We start from the raw sequence: 18,841 nt of genomic DNA on the forward strand, positions 1-18,841 counted from the left end.
ACCCTGGCGAGCGGCCCTGCGGAGGCCCGGCTCAGCGCCGGGCCACCCCCAGTGCCAGCACGCGCAGCGCGGAAGCCAGGGGCAGGGATGGATCGTCCCGCGCCGCATCGGCCGCCGCGACCAGGCGCAACAGGGGCTGTCCCCGCCGCGCCGCCTCCTGCTCCAGCACCGACCAGAATTCGGGCTCAAGGGCCACCGAGGTGCGGTGGCCCGCGAGGGTGAAGGAGCGCTTAACCAGGTGCCCCGCCATCAGCCCCCGGCGAGCGTGGCGCCCGGGCGCGTCATCTCCTCCGGCCGCACCCAGCGATCGAAATCCTCGGGCTTCACGAAGCCCAGCTGGTCCGCGGCGTCGCGCAGCGTCAGGTTCTCCGCCAGCGCCTTCTTCCCGATCTTCACGGCCTTGTCGTAGCCGATCTTCGGGTTCAGCGCCGTCACCAGCATCAGGGACTTCGCCAGGTTCTCCGCGATCCGCTCGTGGTTCGGCTCCAGCTTGTCCACCATGTTGTGGGCGAAGCTGGTGGCGGCATCGCCCAGCAACCGGGCCGATTGCAGCACGGCCTGGATGATCACGGGCTTGAAGACGTTCAGCTCCAGATGTCCCTGGGTGCCGGCGATGGTGACCGTGGTGGTGTTCCCCATCACCTGCGCACAGACCATGGTCAGCGCCTCGGACTGCGTCGGGTTCGTCTTGCCCGGCATGATGGAGGAGGAGAGGCCATCGGCCGGGATCACCAGCTCGGCGAAGCCCGCGCGCGGGCCGGAACCCAGGAGCCGCACGTCATTGGCGATCTTGTTCAGGGAGACGGCGACCGTGTTCATCGCGCCCTGAAGGGCCACGAAGGCATCATGCGCCATCATCCCCTCGAAGGGATGGGGGTGCGCCGTGAAGGGCAGGCCGGTGAGCGCCGCCACGCGCTCCGCGAAGACGCGGGCGAAATCCGCATGGGTGTTCAGCCCCGTGCCCGCCGCCGTGCCGCCCTGGGGCAGGCGCATCAGGTCCGGCAGCGCCGCCTTCACCCGCGCGATCCCGAACTCCACCTGCATGGCCCAGGCCCGGAACTCCTGGCCCAGCGTCACCGGCACCGCATCCATCAGGTGCGTGCGGCCGAGCTTGACGATCCCGTCCCATTCCTCCGCGCGCCGGGCGAGGCTGGCCTGCAGCACCTCCAGCCCGGGGATCAGAAGCTTCGTCACGGCCTCGGCGGCTGCGACATGCATCACGGCGGGGAAGCTGTCATTCGAGGACTGGCCGCGGTTCACATGGTCGTTCGGATGCACCGGCTTCCGCGAGCCGAGCGGCTGGCCCAACATCTGGTTCGCGCGGTTCGAGATGACCTCGTTCGCGTTCATGTTGGTCTGGGTGCCCGATCCGGTCTGCCAGACGGGCAGGGGGAAGTCGGCGTCCCGCTCATTCGCCGCGATCTCGCGCGCGGCGGCGATGATGGGGTCCGCGATATCGGGCGGCAGCTCGCCCAGCTGCCGGTTCGCCTCTGCCGCGGCCTGCTTCTGCAGCCCCACGGCGCGGATCAGGACCGGGGGGAAGACCTCCGACCCGATCTGGAACAACCTCCTGGCCCGCTCGGTCTGCGGGCCCCAGAGGCGATCGGCCGCGATCTCGATCGTGCCGAGGCTATCGGTTTCCGTGCGGGCGGCCTCGGAGCGGGCTGTTTCGGAGCGGGGGGCTTGGCTGTCTGACATGCCGGGGCAGTTGGGCAGCCGGGCCGCGCTTCGCTACCCCTCAGTGCCACCCATCGACACGGGCCCAGCGCGCAATGCTGTTCCCGGCCGCATCCAGAACCTCGTAGCTGCCATAGCCGCCGGCTGCGGTGAGGCAGGCGTGGTTGGGATAGACGCGGACGAGGCTGCCCACGGGCAGGCGCTCGAACCAGCTCTCATCGGGCACGGGCACCATGCCGTGCTCCTGGTAGGCATTGGTCACATGCAGGGGCAGATGCTCCCCGTTCCGGGCATCGCCCAGCGTGCCGAAGGCGGTCCCGGGCGCGAAGGTGTTGGCCGTCACGTCCTTCGAAAGCGCCAGCGCGCCGGCATCCAGCACCAGGGCGCGGGACTGCCGGTTGTGCCCGATCACGGTGGAGAGGACGGAGAGCGCGAGATCGTCCCAGCCGCACATGCCGCGCGACATCTGCGCCAGGTCCCAGAACAGCGAAATGCCCGCGCGCACCTCGGTCACCCCCGTGAGATGCCGGGCATGCAGCAGGGTGGGAGAGGAGCCGACGGACACGATAGGCGCCGGCATGCCCTCCGCGCGGATGGCCTCGGCGGCCGAAACCGTGGAGGCGCGCTCGGCCTCTGCGATGTCGGCCACCTTCTCCGGGTCATCCGAGCCGTAGGAATGGCCGCCATGGGTCATCACCCCGGCCAGCCGCAGGTTGCGCGAGCCATGGACGGCCCGCGCGACGGCCAGGGCACGCTCCGGCGGCACGCCGGCGCGGTGCTCGCCGGAATCAACCTCCACCAGCACCTCATGGGGCATGGTGGCGGCCTCATCCAGCATGCCGGCCATCTCGGGGCTGTCCACCACCAGGATCAGCCGCGTGCCGTGCTGGCGCCGGATGGCCTCCGCCCGCGGCAGGCGCGCGGGGATGCAGGTGGCGGCCAGCAGGATGTCCGTCGCCGCCCCGGCGGCCGCCAGCGCCTCCGCTTCCTTCATGGTGGAGACGGTGGCCGGGCCGGGCTTCCCGCCATGGGCCACCAGGGCCACCTCCACCGACTTCGCCGTCTTGAAATGCGGGCGGAAGCTGACGCCCAGCGCCGCCGCGCGGTCCCGCATCCGCTTCGCATTGGCCTCCAGCCGCGCCTGATCCAGCAGCAGCCGGGGTGTGTCGAGAATGGTGCTCACCGCTTGTCCCCGTAGGAGGAGATCTCGATCAGGTTGCCGTCGGGGTCGCGGCAATACACCGAGATGATCGGCCCCAGAGCCCCGGCCTTCGCCAACGGCCCCGCCTCCACGGCCACGCCGCACTCCTTCAGATGCGCGACCACGTCATCCGCCATCACCGTGACGATGAAGCAGAGGTCGTTGCCGCCGGGCGCCGCGCCACGGCCGGTGAACCAGTCCTCCTGCGTCGCGTCGCGCGGGCGGAGGTTGATCTTCTGCCCTCCGAAGCGGATCGAGGTGCGATTGTGCGGGCCGAAATTCTCCCGCTCCATCCCCAGTACGCGCTGGTACCAGCTCGCCATGGTTTCCACGTCGTTGCAGGTCATGACCAGGTGGTCCAGGCGGTCCACGGCGAAGCGCATGGGGCGTCTCCTCAGGCGCGGTTGCGGAGGCGGGCGGTCGCCTCGATCTCGATCCGCATCGCATCCGTCTGCAGCCCGGCATGGATGAGGGTGGAGGCGGGGCGGATCTCGCCGAAATGGCGGCGCAGTATGGGCCAGCAGGGCTCCCAGTCACCCCGGTCCGGCACGATGAAGAGAAGGCGCACCACATCCTCCAGCGAGGCGCCGGCCTCTGCCAGGGCCGCGGCGATGTTCTTCAGGGCCTGCTCGCACTGGCCCTGCACGTCCTCGGCGATCGTCATCGTCGCGTAGTCACAGCCCGTGGTGCCGGAGACGAAGACGAGGTCCCCATCCACCACGGCGCGGGAGTAGCCGATCTCGCTCTCGAAGCGGGATCCGGAGGAGATCAGGCGGCGGGTCATCGGGCCCTGGTTCCGGGAATTCTGCCCGCAAATGGCAGGGGGCGGCCATGCCGGTCAACCCGCCCTCGGCTGCGCGGGCGGCAAGCTGCGGCTGGGATGTTATTCACGGAACCGTGATAAGACCGGCATCTACACGGCCAGAGCCGGTTGCGGGCAATCTCGCCCGCCATGCTCCCGCTTGAGACTCCCTACTACAAGCTCGACATCCTACCCGGGGCCGAGGACCTCGTGCTCATCTTCCCCGGACTGACCGAGGCGGAGGGGCGCTACGGCTATGAATCCGCTGTCGCCGGGCTCGGTGCCAGCCGCCTGCACTATGTGAACACGCGCCCGGAATGGGCCAGCGGCGGCATTCCCGCCCTGGTGGCGAGCATCCCCGCGATGCTGGAGGAACTGCGTGCCCTGGCCGCGCAATCCGGGGCGCGCCGCATCTTCAGCTACGGCTTCTCCTTCGGCGCCTTCGGCGCCCTTCTCTACGGGATGCTTCTCGGGGCGGAGCGGATCCTGGCCGTCTCGGGCCAGACCGCGCTGGGCCTGCCGGGGACACGGAGCGGGCGGCTTCTCGGCAATGCCCGGCTGGATTCTCCCCTGACGGATCTTCGCGCGGTCGCGCTCGCCCATCCGCCGAAAGAGGCCCACCTGCTCTATGGGGAGCGCGACGCGGCCGACCTGCTGGCTGCCATCCACATGGTCGGGGTGCCCGGCGTGCAACTCCATTTCCTCCGCGCGGCGGGGCACAACCTGCCCGGCGAACTGCATGGCCGGGGGTTTCGGCAAGGGCTGATCGGCCGCACGCTCTCCGGGCGCCTGGATCTCGAGGAACTGGGCCGGCTGCCCATTGCCTACGATGCCGGCCTGGCCGAAGCGGTGCGCCAGGGCTTCGCCGCACAGGAAAGGGGCGATCATGTCGCGGCCGAGCGCGCCTTCGTCCGTCTCGCCCGCGCATTGCCGGACAGCTCGCTGGCACGGCAGCAACTGGGCAACGCCCTCCAGGGGCAGGGGCGCTGGAGGCAGGCCAACGCAGCCTACCGGGCGGCGCTGGCCCTGGATGCCGAGGATGTGGAGACCATCTGCGGCCTCGTCTCCACCCTCCGGCTGGCCGGGCTGACCGAGGAAGCGCTTGAGCATTGTGGGCAGGGGCTGCGGCTCAGCCCCTCGCATCGCCGCCTGACCCGCTACTGGAACAGGATGGTCGCGGAGGGGAGGCCGGAGCGGGTGGCGGAGACGGTCGGCTGAAAACGGAAAGGGCGCCCAGGCCTTCGCCCGGGCGCCCCCTTGCCGATCTGGCCGGCGGACCGGAAGCCCGCCGCTTGCGTCACTCCAGCCCGTCGTAGAAGTCGTTGCCCTTGTCGTCCACCACGATGAAGGCCGGGAAGTCCTCCACCTCGATCCGCCACACGGCTTCCATGCCGAGCTCGGGATATTCCAGCACCTCGACCTTGCGGATGCAGTCCTGCGCCAGCCGCGCCGCCGGGCCGCCGACCGAGCCGAGATAGAAGCCACCGAACTGCTTGCAGGCATTGGTGACGGCCTTCGAACGGTTGCCCTTGGCCAGCATCACCAGCGATCCGCCCGCAGCCTGGAACTCCGCCACATAGGAGTCCATGCGCCCCGCCGTGGTCGGGCCGAAGGAACCGGTGGGCATGCCCTCGGGCGTCTTGGCCGGGCCCGCGTAGTAGACCGGGTGGTTCTTGATGTAGTCGGGCAGGCCCTGGCCGGAATCCAGCCGCTCCTTCAGCTTCGCATGCGCGATGTCACGCGCCACGACGATGGTGCCGGTGAGCGACACGCGCGTCTTCACCGGATGCCGGGACAGCTCCGCGCGGATGGCGTCCATCGGCTGGTTGAGGTCGATCTTCACGACCTCGCCGCTCTCCTCCAGGCCCTCGGTCTGGTCGGGCAGGAAGCGCGCGGGATCATGCTCCAGCTGCTCCAGGAACACGCCCTCGGGCGTGATCTTCGCCTTGATCTGGCGATCCGCAGAGCAGGACACGCCGATGCCGATGGGCAGGCTCGCGCCATGGCGCGGCAGGCGGATGACGCGGACATCGTGGCAGAAATACTTGCCGCCGAACTGCGCGCCGATGCCGATGTTCTGCGTCAGCTTGTGGATCTCGGCCTCCAGCTCCCGGTCGCGGAAGGCATGGCCCGCCTTGCTGCCCTTCTCCGGCAGCGTGTCGTAGTAGCGGGTGGAAGCCATCTTAACGGTCTTGAGGTTCGTCTCGGCCGAGGTGCCGCCGATGACGATCGACAGGTGGTAGGGCGGGCAGGCGCTGGTGCCCAGCGTCTTGATCTTCTCCTCGAGGAAGGCGAGCAGCTTCGGCTTGTTCAGCACGGCGCGCGTCTGCTGGTAGAGGAAGGTCTTGTTGGCCGATCCGCCGCCCTTGAGGATGAACTGCAGGGCGAACTCGTCCGCGTGGTAGTCGCCCGGGGACGCGTAGATGTCGAACTGCACCGGCAGGTTGTTGCCGGTGTTCACCTCGTCGAACATGGTCAGCGGCGCCATCTGCGAATAGCGCAGGTTCGTCTCGGTATAGGTGCGGTGCACGCCGTAGGAGAGCGCCTCCTCCTCGTCACCCTCCACCCAGACGCGCTGGCCCTTCTTGCCGAAGACAATGGCCGTGCCCGTGTCCTGGCACATGGGCAGCTTGCCGCCGGCGGCGATGCTGGCGTTCTTCAGCAGGTCCAGGGCGACGAAGCGGTCATTCGCGCTCGCCTCCGGATCCTTCAGGATGTTGGCGAGCTGCTGCAGATGCCCGGGCCGCAGAAGATGCGACACGTCCTTGCAGGCCTGGAAGGCGAGCTGCTCCAGCACCTCCGGCTTGATCTTCAGCACGGTCTTGCCCTCCACCTCGATGGTGGAGACGCCGGCGATGTCCAGCTTGCGGTAGGGGGTGGTGTCCTCCGCCAGCGGGAACATCGTGCTGAACATGAAGCCCGCGGTGCGCTGGGAAGTGGGGGTGCCGGCATCGGCCTCCGCGCCGTCGCGCGTGGCGACAGGGGTGGCGCCCACCGGGATCGGGGGCTGCACGGCATCCAGGGTCTGGTTGGAAGAGGAGGTCACGGAAGCGCTCTCCGAAGAGCGGCCCGCCGGGAGGACAGGCCACGGGGCAGCGCGGCATGCGGCCGCAGAAGGACGGGAAAGGTGTTAGCGCGGCAGGGTGCAGCGCGCCAGCAGCCAGAACGGAGATGGAATGCCCGGGCCGCGGCTTGAAGGGGTGGCGGCCGCAAAGCCGCCCGCTACTCCTTGTTCGGCCGGCGCCGGAAGGCGTCCAGGCTCACCACCTGGGCCGGGCTGTCGGTCTTCGGCTCGGAGGGCTCGGCGGGCGGGGTGGGCTCGGGGGCCACGGCCTCGGGCACCTCGTCAGCCTCTCCATCGGTGGCCGACAACTCGCCGAAGCGCAGCCCCACCCGCACATGGGGGTCCCAGAACGCCACCAGGGCCGCGAATGGAACCACCAGGGTCGCGGCCACGCCTCCGAAGGAAAGGCCCACCGACACCTTCTGCTCGGCCCGGTCCACCGTCAGGTCCCAGAACTGGTGCTGCAGGACGATGGTCATCTCCTGCGGGTAGCGGGCCTTGAGATGGCCGGGCACCTTTGTCTCGGGATGGTCCGTGCGGAAGGTCAGGTAGAAATGATGCTCGCCCGGCAGCCCGTTCCTCGCCGCGAACTCCAATGCGCGAAGAGCCACGTTCCGCATGGCCTCCTCGGTCCAGCGGTCATAGGGAAGCAGGCTTTCGGGGGGCGGCGTTTGCTCGCTCATACGATCATGTCCAGGCCGGGCGGATTCCGGAAACGCCCCGTATAGGGGAGGTTCCGCACTGGGCCTAGCACCCGGCGGAGCATGGCGCGCCGGGTTCCAGCGGCAGGTCCCGAACCAGCCCTGCCGGGCCCTTCATGGACAGCTCCCCTTCCGGCAGCAGCATGGCCAGCCCATAAACGTGCCCTCCGGCACGCAATGACGCGGCGGATAACCCGGCCTTGGCGGGCCCGCCTTGCGTCCCAGGGCGCGTGACGCACTGGCTGCTTCCTGGAAGATGGAAAGGGCATAGGTGGGGGGATTCTGTTGCCCCGTTCCCCCCGGACGGCGCTTACCTATTCCTAGGCAGCGAGCGCCACAGCCTCGCGGCTGTTATCGTTGGCACTTGTGATTTAGCCCGATAACGGCGGTACAATGCCGGGCAAAGGACACGTCTTTACCGCGCGCGTCGAGCCTGTTTCGCCCCCATCGTCCCGCTGATAAGGCGGGGATGATTGGTGGAGGCGCCGGGCACTGCCCCCGGGTCCACAACGCTTATTCCACGTGCCGTTTATCGCCATAGTCGCCCGAAGGCGGCAAGGACTAATATAGGCTGCCCCTTGCCCGATTGCTAGCGGTGCCCAACTTTAATACGCGCGCCGGCGCGGAAGCCCTGGGCGAACGGGACATTTTGCTTTTGAATTCGAGTCGGATGCAGAGTTTGCACCGCCTACAACCAACAGGAGTGGTCCCTGATGCAGCTGCCTTCGGTTCTCCGCGTCTCCGCCATGCTGGCCTGCGCCGCCCTGCTGTCCGCCTGCGCGGACAACAACATGAACGCCAGCAGCGGCACGCCCGCGCAGCCCGCCGGCACCTCCACCTCGGTGCCGAGCGATCCTGGTTCCCGCGCTAATCGCGGCGGCGGCACCGGCCCCGCCGCCTCTGGCAGCGCGCCCTCCGGCGCCTATAACCCGGCGGTGGTGAACGACCCGGGCTCCCGCGCCAATCGCGGCGGCGGCACCGGTGCCGCGGCCTCGGGCAGCGCGACCTCGGGCGCCTATGACCCGGCGGTGGTGAACGACCCCGGCTCCCGCAGCAACCGCGGCGGGCGGATGCGCTAAGCCCGCAGGGATGAAGCGGCCCGGCGCATCCTCGTGCCGGGCCGCGACCCTTTCCGCAGCAGATCCTGGACCTAGCGAGCGGGCCCAGGCCCCGGTAAACCCCTGCGCCGACTCAGGGGGCCGCCGATGGAACTGACCGACACGCAGCGCCAGGAACTGGCCGAGGCCGAGGCCCAGCGCCACGAGACGCGCCGCCCCGTATCGCCCGGGCTGGAGGCGATGCTCTTCCGCCCCATCCCGGTGCTCGACCACGGCTTCGTGCGCGTGGTGGACTATATGGGCGATGACTCCGCCGTGGTGCAGGCCGCGCGCGTCTCCTATGGGCGCGGGACCAAGGCGGCGAACGAGGATCGCGGCCTCATCCGCTACCTCATGCGCCACCGCCACTCCACGCCCTTCGAGATGTGCGAGATCAAGTACCACGTGAAGCTGCCGATCTTCGTGGCGCGGCAGTGGATCCGCCACCGCATGGCGAATGTGAACGAGTATTCCGCTCGCTACTCCATCTTGGACCGCGAGTTCTACCTGCCCGCGCCAGGGCAGCTGGCCGCACAATCCGCCGTGAACCGCCAGGGCCGTGGCCATGTTCTCGAAGGCGAGGAGGCCGCGCGCGTGCTCGACCTTCTGCGGGAGGACGCGGCGCGTAACTACGACCATTACCTAGAGATGCTGAACGAGGATGCGGAGGGGCGGGTGATCGACGAATCCCGCAATGGCCTCGCGCGCGAGCTGGCGCGGATGAACCTGACCCTGAACGCCTATACGCAGTGGTACTGGAAATCCGACCTGCACAACCTCCTCAACTTCCTGTCGCTGCGCGCCGACGCGCACGCGCAGTATGAGATCCGCGTCTATGCGGAGGCCATGCTGGAAACGGTGCAGGCCTGGGTTCCCCTGGTGCATGAGGCCTTCCGCGACTACCGCATGGGGGCGGTCACGCTTTCGGCCCAGATGCTGAACGCCGTCCGCGCCATGGTGCAGGGACAGGACCCGCAGCAGGAAGGCAGCGGCCTTTCCAAGCGCGAATGGCGCGAGCTGATGTCCATGCTGGGCCGCGAGGCCTGAGCCTTCGGCCGCGATGAGCAAGGCCCCTGCCGGCAAGGCCGGCGCCGCCCCCCGCAAGCCGGCTGCCAGCCGCCCTGCCATCAGTGGCAAGGCGGCATCGCCCCGGAAGGGCTCCAGATCCGGCGCGGCGGGCGCCCTGGGCTGGCGAAGCCGCCTGGCCCGCGGTCCGTCCTGGATCGGCGTCGCCCTCATCGTCCTGGCCGTGTTGGTGATCCTCCCCATCGTGGCTGCTGTGCTCGGCGATATCTGGGCGGTGATCCTTGCTGCTTTGGTCGGCGGCTTCGCACTCGGCCGCGCGACGGCGTGAAGAGGACAGGGCGAGCGGATCGCCCGCCGACTACCGCGTGACGGCCATGCCTGGTGATCGCCGGCCGCACTCGAACGGGCAGCCGCCCCGGGCCTGAGCGGCCCGCACTACCGCGCCGCGGCCAGGGCCTGGAGGATGGCGGTCAGGCGGCGGTCCCGGCTTTCGGCAAGCTCGGCAACCGGCCGCCCCTCCGCCTGCTCCTCCACCCCTTCCACGATCCGCCGTTGCAGCGCCGGCGTCATCGCGGGTTGGCCGAGATCGGCCCAGAACCCCTCGAAAGGCCCGAGGAGATGGGCCAGGAAGTGTTCCATCCCGCCCCGGCCCCCGCCGAGATGGAAGGTCATGTGTGGCCCGAACACGGCCCAGCGCAGCCCGGGCCCCTGCGTCACCGCCGCATCCACGTCGGCCACGCTCGCCACCCCCTCCGCCACAAGGTGGATCGCCTCCCTCCACAGCGCAGCCTGCAGGCGGTTGGCGACATGGCCCGGCACCTCCTTGTTCAGGCGGATCGGGTGCTTGCCGATGGATCGGTAGAACGCCATCGCCCGGTCCAGCGCCGCCGGGGCGGTGCGATCCCCGCCCACCACCTCCACCAGCGGGATCAGATGCGGCGGGTTGAAGGGGTGCCCGATCACGCAGCGCTCCGGATGGGTGCAGCGCGACTGCAGGCGGCTCATCAACAGCCCGGAGGAGCTGGAGGCGATGATCACCTCCTCCCGCAGCAGCGCGTCCATTTCGGCGAAGATGCGGATCTTCATCTCCTCCCGCTCCGGCGCATTCTCCTGCACGAAGTCCGCGCCATCCAGCGCGGCGCGCAGTTCAGGCTCGAAGCGGATGCCCTCGGGCGTCGCGCCGGGCCGCACGGCGCCCAGGGATTGCAGCACCGGCCAGGCCGAGGCGACGTAGTCGCGCACGAAGCCTTCGGCTTCGGCCGAAGGATCGGTCACCACCACCGCGAAGCCGCGCGCGCGGAACCAGGCCGCCCAGCTCGCGCCGATCGTGCCGGCCCCGACGATCGCGACGGTTTTCACCTCCATGGCATTCCCCTCCGCCGTGGTTGCCGCCGCATTCCACCCCGGAGAGGGCGCGCCCTCAATCCACCACGATCCGTGGCCCCGCCTGGCCCGCCCCGGTGGCCCTGGCCCAGACCTTGTCCGCAATGGCACGGTAGGCGCCGGCCTCGGCGCTGTCCGGCGCCGCCAGCACCACCGGCCGGCCCGCATCCGCATGCTCGCGGATGGAGAGCTTCAGCGGCAGCTCCCCCAGGAAGGCCACGCCCAGCCGCTCCGCCTCGGCCCTCGCGCCGCCATGGCCGAAGATCTCGCTGCGGTGGTTGCAGTTGGGGCAGCAGAAATAGCTCATGTTCTCCAGCAGCCCGAGCACCGGCACGTTCACCTTCTCGAACATGCGGATGCCGCGCCGCGCATCCAGCAGCGCCACGTCCTGCGGGGTGGAGACGATGACGGCGCCGCGCAGCGCCACGCGCTGGGACATGGTGAGCTGCGTGTCGCCGGTGCCCGGCGGCATGTCCACCACCATCACGTCCAGCGGGCCCCATTCCACCTGGGACATCATCTGCTCCAGCGCGCCCATCACCATGGGGCCGCGCCAGATCATCGGCGTTTCCTGGTCCACCAGGAAGCCGATGGACATGGCCTTCAACCCCCAGCGCTCGATGGGGATGATCCGGTTGCCCTGAACGGCCGGCTTCTCATGCGCGCCCAGCATCTGGGGAAGGGAGGGGCCGTAGATATCCGCGTCCAGCAGCCCCACCCGCAGCCCCATCCCGGCCAGGGCGACGGCCAGGTTCACCGCGGTTGTGGACTTGCCCACCCCGCCCTTGCCCGAGGCGACGGCGATCACCGCCCCGACCTCCCCGAGCAGCATGGCCCCGCGCTGCGGCGGCGCCTGTGGAGATGCCTGCGGGGAGGGCTGGGATGCGGGGGAGGGGCCGGCCCGGTGCGCGGTCAGGACCACGCTGGCCGAGATCACGCCGCGGACGCGCCGCACCGCAGCCTCCGCCGCCGCGCGCAGCGGCTCGAACTCCCGGGCGCGCTCCCGCGGCACCGCGATCTCCACCTGCACCATGCCATCGCGTTCGGCGATGCCCCCCACCATGCCGGCCGCGACGATGTCGCGCCCGCCCGATGGCTCCCGCACGCCCGCCAGCGCCGCCCGTACCGCCGCCTCGAGACCGCTCACCATCGCTTGAAAACCCCCACAACCCGGCCAACATGGCCTACTGCCCGGATCAGCCCCCGCAGGGTATGAGCCGCGAATGCCATATGGGCGGCCCCCAACCCGCGCAAGCGGGCGGGGCCGTACCGCTATAACGAGGGAGAGTGACCGGCAGATGCCGTGGAACAACAGCGGCGGACCAAGCCCCTGGGGCTCGCCAGGCGGCAACAACCGCCCGCAGGGTCCCTGGGGCACCCCGCCCCCGGGTGGCGGCAGCGGCCGTGGCCCGGACCTGGATGACGCCATCCGCCAGGCACAGGATGCGGTACGCCGCTGGCTTCCCCGCCGCGCCGGCGGGCCTGGTGGCCTCGGGGGGAAAAGCCTGGCCGTGCTGGCCGTTCTGGCGATCGGCGCCTGGGGCCTTTCGGGCTTCTACCGCGTGCAGCCGGATGAGCAGGGCGTGGTGATGCGCTTCGGCGCCTTCAACCGCACCACCCCGCCGGGCCTGAACTACCGCATCCCCTGGCCGGTCGAGAGCGTGACGACACCGCGCGTCACCCGCATCAACCGCGTCGATGTCGGCTTCCGCAGCGCCGCCGATACCGCCACCATCGTGCAGCGCCCCACCCCCAGCCGCGACGTGCTGGAGGAAAGCCTGATGCTGACAGGCGACGAGAACATCATCGACATCGACTTCGCCGTGTTCTGGCGCATCCGCGATGCCGGCGAATACCTGTTCAACACGCGCAACCCCGAGGTCACCGTGAAGTCGGCGGCCGAGAGCATGATGCGCGAGGTGATCGGCCGCACCCCGATCCAGCCCGCGCTGACCGAGGCGCGCGCCCAGATCGAGCAGCAGGTCCGCCAGGGAACCCAGGCCATCCTGGACCAGTACGGCGCCGGCATCGAGGTGACCCAGGTGCAGCTGCAGAAAGTGGATCCCCCCGGCGCGGTCATCGAGGCCTTCCGCGACGTGCAGCGCGCCAATGCGGACCGCGAGCGCGCCCGCAACGAGGCCGAGTCCTACCGCAACGACATCATCCCCCGCGCGCGCGGCGAGGCGGCGCGGATGGTGCAGGAGGCCGAGGGCCAGCGCGACAGCCAGATTGCCCGGGCCCGCGGCGAGGCGCAGCGCTTCGTCTCCGTCCTCTCCTCCTACCAGGTGGCGCAGGATGTCACGATGCGCCGGATCTATCTGGAGACGATGGAGGAAATCCTCCGCCGCAATCCGAAGATCATCGTGGATGACCGGCTGCAGGGCCTGGTGCCGCTTCTGAACATCGACCCGAACCGCGCACCGCAGCAGCAACAGCAGCCGCCCCGCAACGGCGTGCCGCCGGCGCCCGGCGCCGCCACCACCCAGCCGCCTCGGCCGATGCAGCAGGGGATCGCCCGATGAACCGCCTGACCATCATCGCGGTGGTGTTCGTTCTGGCCGTCTTCACGGCCGCCTCCGCGTTCTTCACCGTTCACCAGACCCAGCAGGTGATCATCACGCAGTTCGGCGAGCCGATCCGCGTGATCCGTGAGCCCGGCCTGCATGTGAAGCTGCCCTTCATCCAGAGCGTGATCGCGCTGGACCGCCGCCTGCTGGACTACGAGGCCTCGGGCGAGGAAGTGATCCTAGGCGACCAGCGCCGCCTGATCGTGGACAGCTTCACCCGCTTCCGCATCACCGACCCGCTGCTCTTCTTCCAGACCGCGGGCGTGGCCGAGAGCGGCATCCGCGGGCGCCTGGCCTCCATCGTCTCTTCGGCCCTGCGCCGCGTGCTCGGCAACGAGGCGCTGCTGAACGTGCTTTCCGCCGACCGCCTGCGGATCATGAACGAGATCCGGGACCAGGTGAATCGCGAGGCGGCGCGCTTCGGCATCGCCGTGGAGGATGTCCGCATCCGCCGCGCCGACCTGCCGGAGGAGAACACCCAGGCCGTGCTCTCCCGCATGCAGTCCGAGCGCGAGCGCGTGGCCCGCGAGGCCCGCGCGGAAGGCGCGGAGCAGGGTGCCCGCATCCGTGCCGCCGCCGACCGCGACCGGACCGTGCTGTTGGCCGAGGCGCAGGCCCAGGCCGACATCCTGCGCGGCCAGGGCGAGCAGGAAGCCATCCGCATCTCCGCCGACGCCTTCCAGCGCGATCCGGAGTTCTTCGGCTTCTGGCGGAGCATGCAGGCCTACCGCGAGGCCTTCTCCGAAGGTGGCGACAGCCGCCTGCTCCTCTCCCCGGAGAGCGAGTTCTTCCGCTTCTTCCGGGAAATCCCGGGCAGCACGCGCTGACCCGGCCCGGTTAAGTTCAGGACCGAAGCGGCGGCCCGTTCCCTTCCCTGGGGGCGGGCCGCTGCCGTTTCCGCACCCAGGCGTGATCGCGCCCGTCGCCCTTTGTAACAGGCGGGGCCTTTCGCGCGGCCCGGAATGGTCCAATCTGCCGCTCAGACGTTACCGGGCGCGATCCCTTTGCAAGGGGCGCCCCCGAGGCCACGTCCAGGCCCTATGAAGCCCGCCCGAATGAGAGAAGGGAAACCCGCCTTGCGCTCCCGCACCCCTATCGCCACCACCCTGGCCCTGATCGCGGCTATCGCGGCGGCGCCCATGGCGCCCGCCCTCGCGCAGACCCCGATGCGGGACGCGCCCAGCACCTTCCGTCCGCTCGCGCTCCAGCTCCTGCCAGCCGTGGTGAGCGTGCAGGTGAGCACCAGCCCCGCCGCGCGCAACGCCCAGCGCCCCGATGCACCGGATGCGCCCCAGGCCCCGCCCGGCAGCCCCTTCGAGGAATTCTTCCGCGACTTCCTTGAGCGCAACCGCCCGCCCGGCGGCCCCGGCGCGCCCGGCCGGCCTTCCCCGCAGCAGCGCCGCGGCACCTCGCTCGGCTCCGGCTTCATTATCGACGCCGCCGAGAAGCTCGTGGTCACGAACAACCACGTCGTCGAGGGCGGGACCGAGATCAACATCGTCCTGAACGACAACACCACCATCCCCGCCGAGATCGTGGGCACCGATCCGCGCACCGACATCGCCCTGCTGCGCCTGAAGACCGACCGCCAGCTGACGGCCGTGGAGTTCGGCAACTCGGACGAGGCGCAGGTCGGCGACTGGGTGCTTGCCATCGGCAATCCCTTCGGCCTGGCCTCGTCGGTTTCGGCCGGCATCGTCTCCGCCCGCTCGCGCGACATCCGCCAGGGCCTCTATGACGACTTCATCCAGACGGATGCCGCCATCAACCGCGGCAATTCGGGCGGCCCGCTCTTCGACCTGCAGGGCAAGGTCGTCGGCATCAACACGGCCATCTACTCGCCCTCCGGCGGCTCGATCGGCATCGGCTTCGCCATCCCCTCCAACCTGGCACGCGGCATCGTCGCGCAGCTGAAGGAGAATGGGCGCGTCCGCCGCGGCTGGCTGGGCGTGAACATCCAGCAGGTGACGGACGAGATCGCCGAGAGCCTGGGCCTGCGCGGCGGCGCCCGCGGCGCGCTGGTTGCCCGCGCCCAGGATGACGGCCCGGCGGCCCAGGCCGGGGTCCGCAGCGGCGATGTCATTCTGCGCTTCAACAACCAGGACGTCCGCGAGATGCGGAACCTCCCGCGCATCGTGGCCGAGACGCGGGTGGGCTCGTCCGTGCCTGTCACCCTCTGGCGCGACGGCAAGGAGGAGACGCTCAACGTCACCATCGCCGAGCTGCCGGCGGATCAGGCCGAGGCCTCCGCGCGCGGCGCCCAGAGCCAGCCCAGCGGCCAGGTCGTGGAGCTGACGGGCCTCGGCATGCGCGTCGGCGCCATCACGCCGGAGCTGCGCGAGCGCTTCAGCCTGCGCGCCGAGCAGCGCGGCGTGGTGGTCGTGGAGGTGACGCCGGGTGGCGCGGCGTCCGAGCGCGACCTGCGCGCCGGCGACGTCATCGTGGAGGTGCAGCAGGAGCGGGTGAACACGCCGCAGGAGGTGCAGAGCCGCATCGAGAACCTGCGCCGCCAGAACCGCTCCAGCGCCCTTCTGCTCATCGAGGGGCAGCAGGGCCAGCGCTTCGTGCCGCTGCGCATCCGCGAGGAAGGCAACCAGCGCCGCAACTGAGGCGCCAGAAACGGAAAGGGCCCGGGGAGCGATCCCCGGGCCCTTTTGCTTCCAGTCCCCGCCGCGAGCGGGGAATGCGCGGGATCAGCCGCGCTCGTAGAGCAGCCGGGCCCGCACCGTGCCGGGCAGGGCGCGCAGCTCCTGCAGCACCGCCTGCGCGTCGCGCAGTCCCTCGGCATCCACCACCACATAGCCGATCTCGGCGTCGGTCTGCAGATACTGGCCGGCGATGTTCGCGCCATGCCGCGTGAACAGCTCGTTGATCGCCGCCAGCGTGCCGGGGTGGTTACCATGCACGTGCAGGAAGCGCGCGCCGCGCGGGCGTGCGGGCAGTACCGCCTCGGGGAAGTTCACCGCGCCGAGGGTGGCGCCCGTGTCGGAATAGTCAACGAGCTTGCGCCCGGTCTCCTCGCCGATGCGGGACTGCGCCTCCGCCGTGCTGCCGCCGATATGCGGCGTCAGGATCACGTTGCGCAGGCCTTGCAGGGGGGAGGTGAAGGGATCGGTGTTCTTCGCCGGTTCCTCGGGGAACACATCCACCGCCGCGCCGCTGAGATGGCCCGATTCCATCGCGGCCTTCAGCGCATCGAGGTCCAGCACGCGGCCGCGGGCGTTGTTGATCAGCACCGCGCCCGGCTTCATCAGCGCGATCTCCCGCGTGCCGATCAGATCCTGCGTCGCCGGTGTCTCCGGCACATGGAGCGTGACCACATCGGCGGTTTCCAGCAGGGCCTGCAGCGTGTGCGCGGATTGGGCATTGCCATGCGGCAGCTTGGGGATGGTGTCGTAATAGATCACGCGCATGCCGAAGGCCTCGGCCAGCACCGAGACCTGGGCGCCGATATTGCCGTAACCGACGATGCCCAGGGTCTTGCCGCGCACCTCCCGGCTATCCGCCGCGGACTTGTCCCACACCCCCACATGGGCGGCGTTGGAGCGCCCGGGGATGCCGCGCAGCAGCATCACGATCTCGCCCATCACCAGCTCCGCCACCGAGCGGGTGTTGGAGAAGGGGGCGTTGAAGACAGGGATGCCCCGGCGCCGGGCCTCGGCCAGGTCCACCTGGTCCGTGCCGATGCAGAAGCAGCCGATGGCGATCAGCCGGTCCGCCTCCTCCATCACCGCCTTCGTCACGCGGGTGCGGGACCGGATGCCGAGAAGATGAACGCCCTTGATGGCCTCCTTCAGCGCGTCCTCGTCCAGCGCCTTCTTCTCGCGCCGGATATTCGTGTAGCCGGCGGCCTCGAGCGTCGCGACCGCGCTGTCGGACACGCCTTCCAGCAGCAGGATGCGGATCTTGTCCTTGGCCAGCGAAATCGGGGCGGGGGAGGGGAGGGCGTCGGGCATGGCCCGGGAGCATTGCCCTATCCGGCTCCCCCCGTGCAACAGCGCGGAGCGCGGGGCAGCGCCGCCCCTGCCGCTACCCCGCCCCGGAAGGACAGCCCGGGGCGAGCGGCGCGCGGCCGGGAAGCCGGGCTAGAGATTCGCCCGGATGGTGCCGGCCATCTCCTCCGGCGTCACGCCAGGCCGGAACAGGGCGCGCAGGCTGCCGTCCCGCCCCATGAGATAGGTGAAGGAGGAGTGGTCCATCAGGTATTCCGATGCGCCCGGGGGCGTGACCTTGTTGTAGTACACCCGCCAGGCCCGGGCGGCCGCGGCCACCTGCTCCCGCGTGCCGGTCAGCCCGGTGATGGAGGGGTGGAACAACGCCACATAGTCCTTCATCCGCTCCGGCGTGTCCCGCTCCGGATCCACGGTGATGAAGACGGGCCGCACCTGGTTCGCCTGCGGGCCCAGCAGGTCCATCGTCTGACCGACCGCCTGCAACTCGGTGGGGCATACATCGGGGCAGTGGGTGAAGCCGAAGAAGACCAGCGCCAGCCGGCCGCGCAGGTCGGCCTCGGTCACCTGGCGGCCATCCCCGTCCACCAGGGTGAAGGCGCCGCCGATCCCCGTCCCGGCCGGCAGGGCCACGCCGCCCGCGCTGGGAGGCGGGGCATTGCCCATCAGCCGGGCGAAGGAGGCGCCGATTCCCTCCCCGGGGCGGCGGGCCACGAAGGCGGCGCCCCACATGGCCCCGACCCCGAGGATGAGAAGAAGGATGGCGATGCGGATGGCGCGGGTCATGGCTCGCCATATAGCGCAGCAACCGCAACGGGGGACGGGGTAGAGACGTTTCATGCCCTGTCGTTCCGCCGCCAATGGAATCGGATCGTCAGGACCGGAAACGAGGGCCGAAAGGCCGGCCGGGCCTTGTCACGAAGCAGTTCTCGCCGAGGCCCGTCCACAGAGGAGCTAGATGATGCCCGATCGCATGGCGCGAGACCCCGCGCTGGAGACGCTTGCCGACATCGCCAACGACAACCTGGCCGAGCGCCTGCGCCACGAGGCGGCGGCCCGCATCCTCGTTGCGGCACGCCGCATCCGCGCCCTGGTCGGCGCCCATTCCGGGGAGCATCTCGTGGACACCCTGGCCTCGGATTGGGATCCGCGCGCCGTGACCGCGATGGAATATGCGGAAGACCTGCCGGTCCGCGTGCTTGACGGCCTGCTGGGGGCCGCCCCGCGCTGGGCACGTGCGATGCGCGACCTCATCGAGTCGCCCGAGCCGGGTGCCGCGGCGGCCTGACTTCGCCGCCTGTTCTCGTGACCGACGCTTTCCGGGCGCCTTGTTAGTCCCGGGTTAACCGACCCCCATCGAGGCTCCGCGCGTC

At 70.1% G+C, this 18,841-nt stretch carries 19 protein-coding genes and 1 other RNA gene; 8 read left to right on the forward strand and 12 right to left on the reverse strand.

The annotated features are described in order from the left end of the window. Positions 1–31 precede the first annotated feature (31 nt). From J8J14_RS12485 to J8J14_RS12505, 5 genes are read right to left on the reverse strand one after another with little or no spacing between them, the layout of a single operon-like run. Positions 32–250 carry a ribbon-helix-helix domain-containing protein gene (locus J8J14_RS12485; protein ID WP_209379825.1) on the reverse strand — a complete coding sequence of 73 codons (219 nt, stop codon included), beginning with the start codon at positions 248–250 and terminating at the stop codon, positions 32–34. Next, the gene (locus J8J14_RS12490; protein WP_209379826.1) at positions 250–1,698 is read right to left on the reverse strand and encodes a class II fumarate hydratase; all 1,449 of its coding nucleotides are present in this window, start codon (positions 1,696–1,698) and stop codon (positions 250–252) included. Before J8J14_RS12490 ends, J8J14_RS12485 begins: the two co-directional genes overlap by 1 nt. A 40-nt stretch (positions 1,699–1,738) precedes the next feature. Further along, complete coding sequence (locus J8J14_RS12495) at positions 1,739–2,860, reverse strand: alanine racemase (RefSeq protein ID WP_209379827.1); 1,122 nt, start codon at positions 2,858–2,860, stop codon at positions 1,739–1,741. Beyond that, entirely contained in the window at positions 2,857–3,261 is a 405-nt protein-coding gene (locus tag J8J14_RS12500; RefSeq protein ID WP_209379828.1) for a VOC family protein, read from the reverse strand. The genes J8J14_RS12495 and J8J14_RS12500 overlap by 4 nt, the downstream gene beginning before the upstream one ends. Positions 3,262–3,272: 11 nt before the next feature. Further along, on the reverse strand, positions 3,273–3,662 hold the full coding sequence (locus J8J14_RS12505; protein ID WP_209379829.1) for a RidA family protein: 390 nt from the start codon (positions 3,660–3,662) through the stop codon (positions 3,273–3,275). Between the two features lie 168 nt (positions 3,663–3,830). Between J8J14_RS12505 and J8J14_RS12510 the strand changes: the two genes are divergently transcribed. Next, a complete protein-coding gene (locus J8J14_RS12510) occupies positions 3,831–4,898 on the forward strand; it encodes a tetratricopeptide repeat protein (protein ID WP_209379830.1) in 1,068 nt (355 codons plus the stop codon). A 79-nt stretch (positions 4,899–4,977) separates the two neighbouring features. Here the strand turns inward: J8J14_RS12510 and J8J14_RS12515 are convergent, their stop codons facing one another. From J8J14_RS12515 to ssrA, 3 genes are all read right to left on the reverse strand, one after another. After that, entirely contained in the window at positions 4,978–6,594 is a 1,617-nt protein-coding gene (locus J8J14_RS12515; protein ID WP_209379872.1) for a fumarate hydratase, read from the reverse strand. 308 nt (positions 6,595–6,902) lie between these two features. Next, the gene (locus J8J14_RS12520; RefSeq protein WP_209379831.1) at positions 6,903–7,427 is read right to left on the reverse strand and encodes an SspB family protein; all 525 of its coding nucleotides are present in this window, start codon (positions 7,425–7,427) and stop codon (positions 6,903–6,905) included. Positions 7,428–7,715: 288 nt separating this feature from the next. Further along, positions 7,716–8,041, reverse strand: a transfer-messenger RNA (tmRNA) gene (ssrA, locus tag J8J14_RS12525). Between the two features lie 117 nt (positions 8,042–8,158). On the opposite strand from ssrA, the gene J8J14_RS12530 reads away from it, so the two are divergent. From J8J14_RS12530 to J8J14_RS12540, 3 genes are all read left to right on the forward strand, one after another. Continuing rightward, complete coding sequence (locus J8J14_RS12530; RefSeq protein ID WP_209379832.1) at positions 8,159–8,524, forward strand: hypothetical protein; 366 nt, start codon at positions 8,159–8,161, stop codon at positions 8,522–8,524. A gap of 126 nt (positions 8,525–8,650) precedes the next feature. After that, positions 8,651–9,589: an FAD-dependent thymidylate synthase gene (gene thyX, locus J8J14_RS12535; protein WP_209379833.1), complete on the forward strand. Its 939-nt coding sequence runs from the start codon at positions 8,651–8,653 to the stop codon at positions 9,587–9,589. Between the two features lie 13 nt (positions 9,590–9,602). After that, the gene (locus J8J14_RS12540) at positions 9,603–9,896 is read left to right on the forward strand and encodes a hypothetical protein (protein ID WP_209379834.1); all 294 of its coding nucleotides are present in this window, start codon (positions 9,603–9,605) and stop codon (positions 9,894–9,896) included. Between the two features lie 107 nt (positions 9,897–10,003). On the opposite strand, the gene J8J14_RS12545 is transcribed toward J8J14_RS12540, so the two are convergent. Beyond that, positions 10,004–10,933 (reverse strand): 3-hydroxyacyl-CoA dehydrogenase NAD-binding domain-containing protein, encoded by a 930-nt coding sequence (locus tag J8J14_RS12545; RefSeq protein WP_209379835.1) that lies wholly within the window; start codon positions 10,931–10,933, stop codon positions 10,004–10,006. A gap of 55 nt (positions 10,934–10,988) precedes the next feature. Then, a complete protein-coding gene (locus J8J14_RS12550) occupies positions 10,989–12,101 on the reverse strand; it encodes an Mrp/NBP35 family ATP-binding protein (RefSeq protein ID WP_209379836.1) in 1,113 nt (370 codons plus the stop codon). Positions 12,102–12,249: 148 nt separating this feature from the next. Here J8J14_RS12550 and hflK point away from each other — a divergent pair, with 148 nt between their 5' ends. The 3 genes from hflK to J8J14_RS12565 all read left to right on the forward strand — a co-directional run bounded on the left by hflK (position 12,250) and on the right by J8J14_RS12565 (position 16,127). Beyond that, a complete protein-coding gene (gene hflK, locus J8J14_RS12555) occupies positions 12,250–13,473 on the forward strand; it encodes an FtsH protease activity modulator HflK (protein WP_209379837.1) in 1,224 nt (407 codons plus the stop codon). Then, on the forward strand, positions 13,470–14,345 hold the full coding sequence (gene hflC / locus J8J14_RS12560) for a protease modulator HflC (protein WP_209379838.1): 876 nt from the start codon (positions 13,470–13,472) through the stop codon (positions 14,343–14,345). The genes hflK and hflC overlap by 4 nt, the downstream gene beginning before the upstream one ends. A 249-nt stretch (positions 14,346–14,594) precedes the next feature. After that, positions 14,595–16,127 carry a Do family serine endopeptidase gene (locus tag J8J14_RS12565; protein ID WP_245215715.1) on the forward strand — a complete coding sequence of 511 codons (1,533 nt, stop codon included), beginning with the start codon at positions 14,595–14,597 and terminating at the stop codon, positions 16,125–16,127. Positions 16,128–16,211: 84 nt separating this feature from the next. Here J8J14_RS12565 and serA read toward each other — a convergent pair whose 3' ends face one another. Together serA and J8J14_RS12575 are read right to left on the reverse strand one after the other, a co-directional pair. Continuing rightward, complete coding sequence (gene serA, locus J8J14_RS12570; RefSeq protein ID WP_209379840.1) at positions 16,212–17,474, reverse strand: phosphoglycerate dehydrogenase; 1,263 nt, start codon at positions 17,472–17,474, stop codon at positions 16,212–16,214. 129 nt (positions 17,475–17,603) lie between these two features. Continuing rightward, a complete protein-coding gene (locus tag J8J14_RS12575; protein ID WP_209379841.1) occupies positions 17,604–18,254 on the reverse strand; it encodes an SCO family protein in 651 nt (216 codons plus the stop codon). A gap of 175 nt (positions 18,255–18,429) precedes the next feature. Here J8J14_RS12575 and J8J14_RS12580 point away from each other — a divergent pair, with 175 nt between their 5' ends. Then, positions 18,430–18,756, forward strand: coding sequence for a hypothetical protein (locus J8J14_RS12580; RefSeq protein WP_209379842.1), 327 nt, complete (start codon positions 18,430–18,432; stop codon positions 18,754–18,756). Positions 18,757–18,841: the final 85 nt, after the last annotated feature.

This window comes from Pararoseomonas baculiformis (assembly GCF_017813395.1).
Taxonomy (GTDB): domain Bacteria; phylum Pseudomonadota; class Alphaproteobacteria; order Acetobacterales; family Acetobacteraceae; genus Roseomonas; species Roseomonas baculiformis.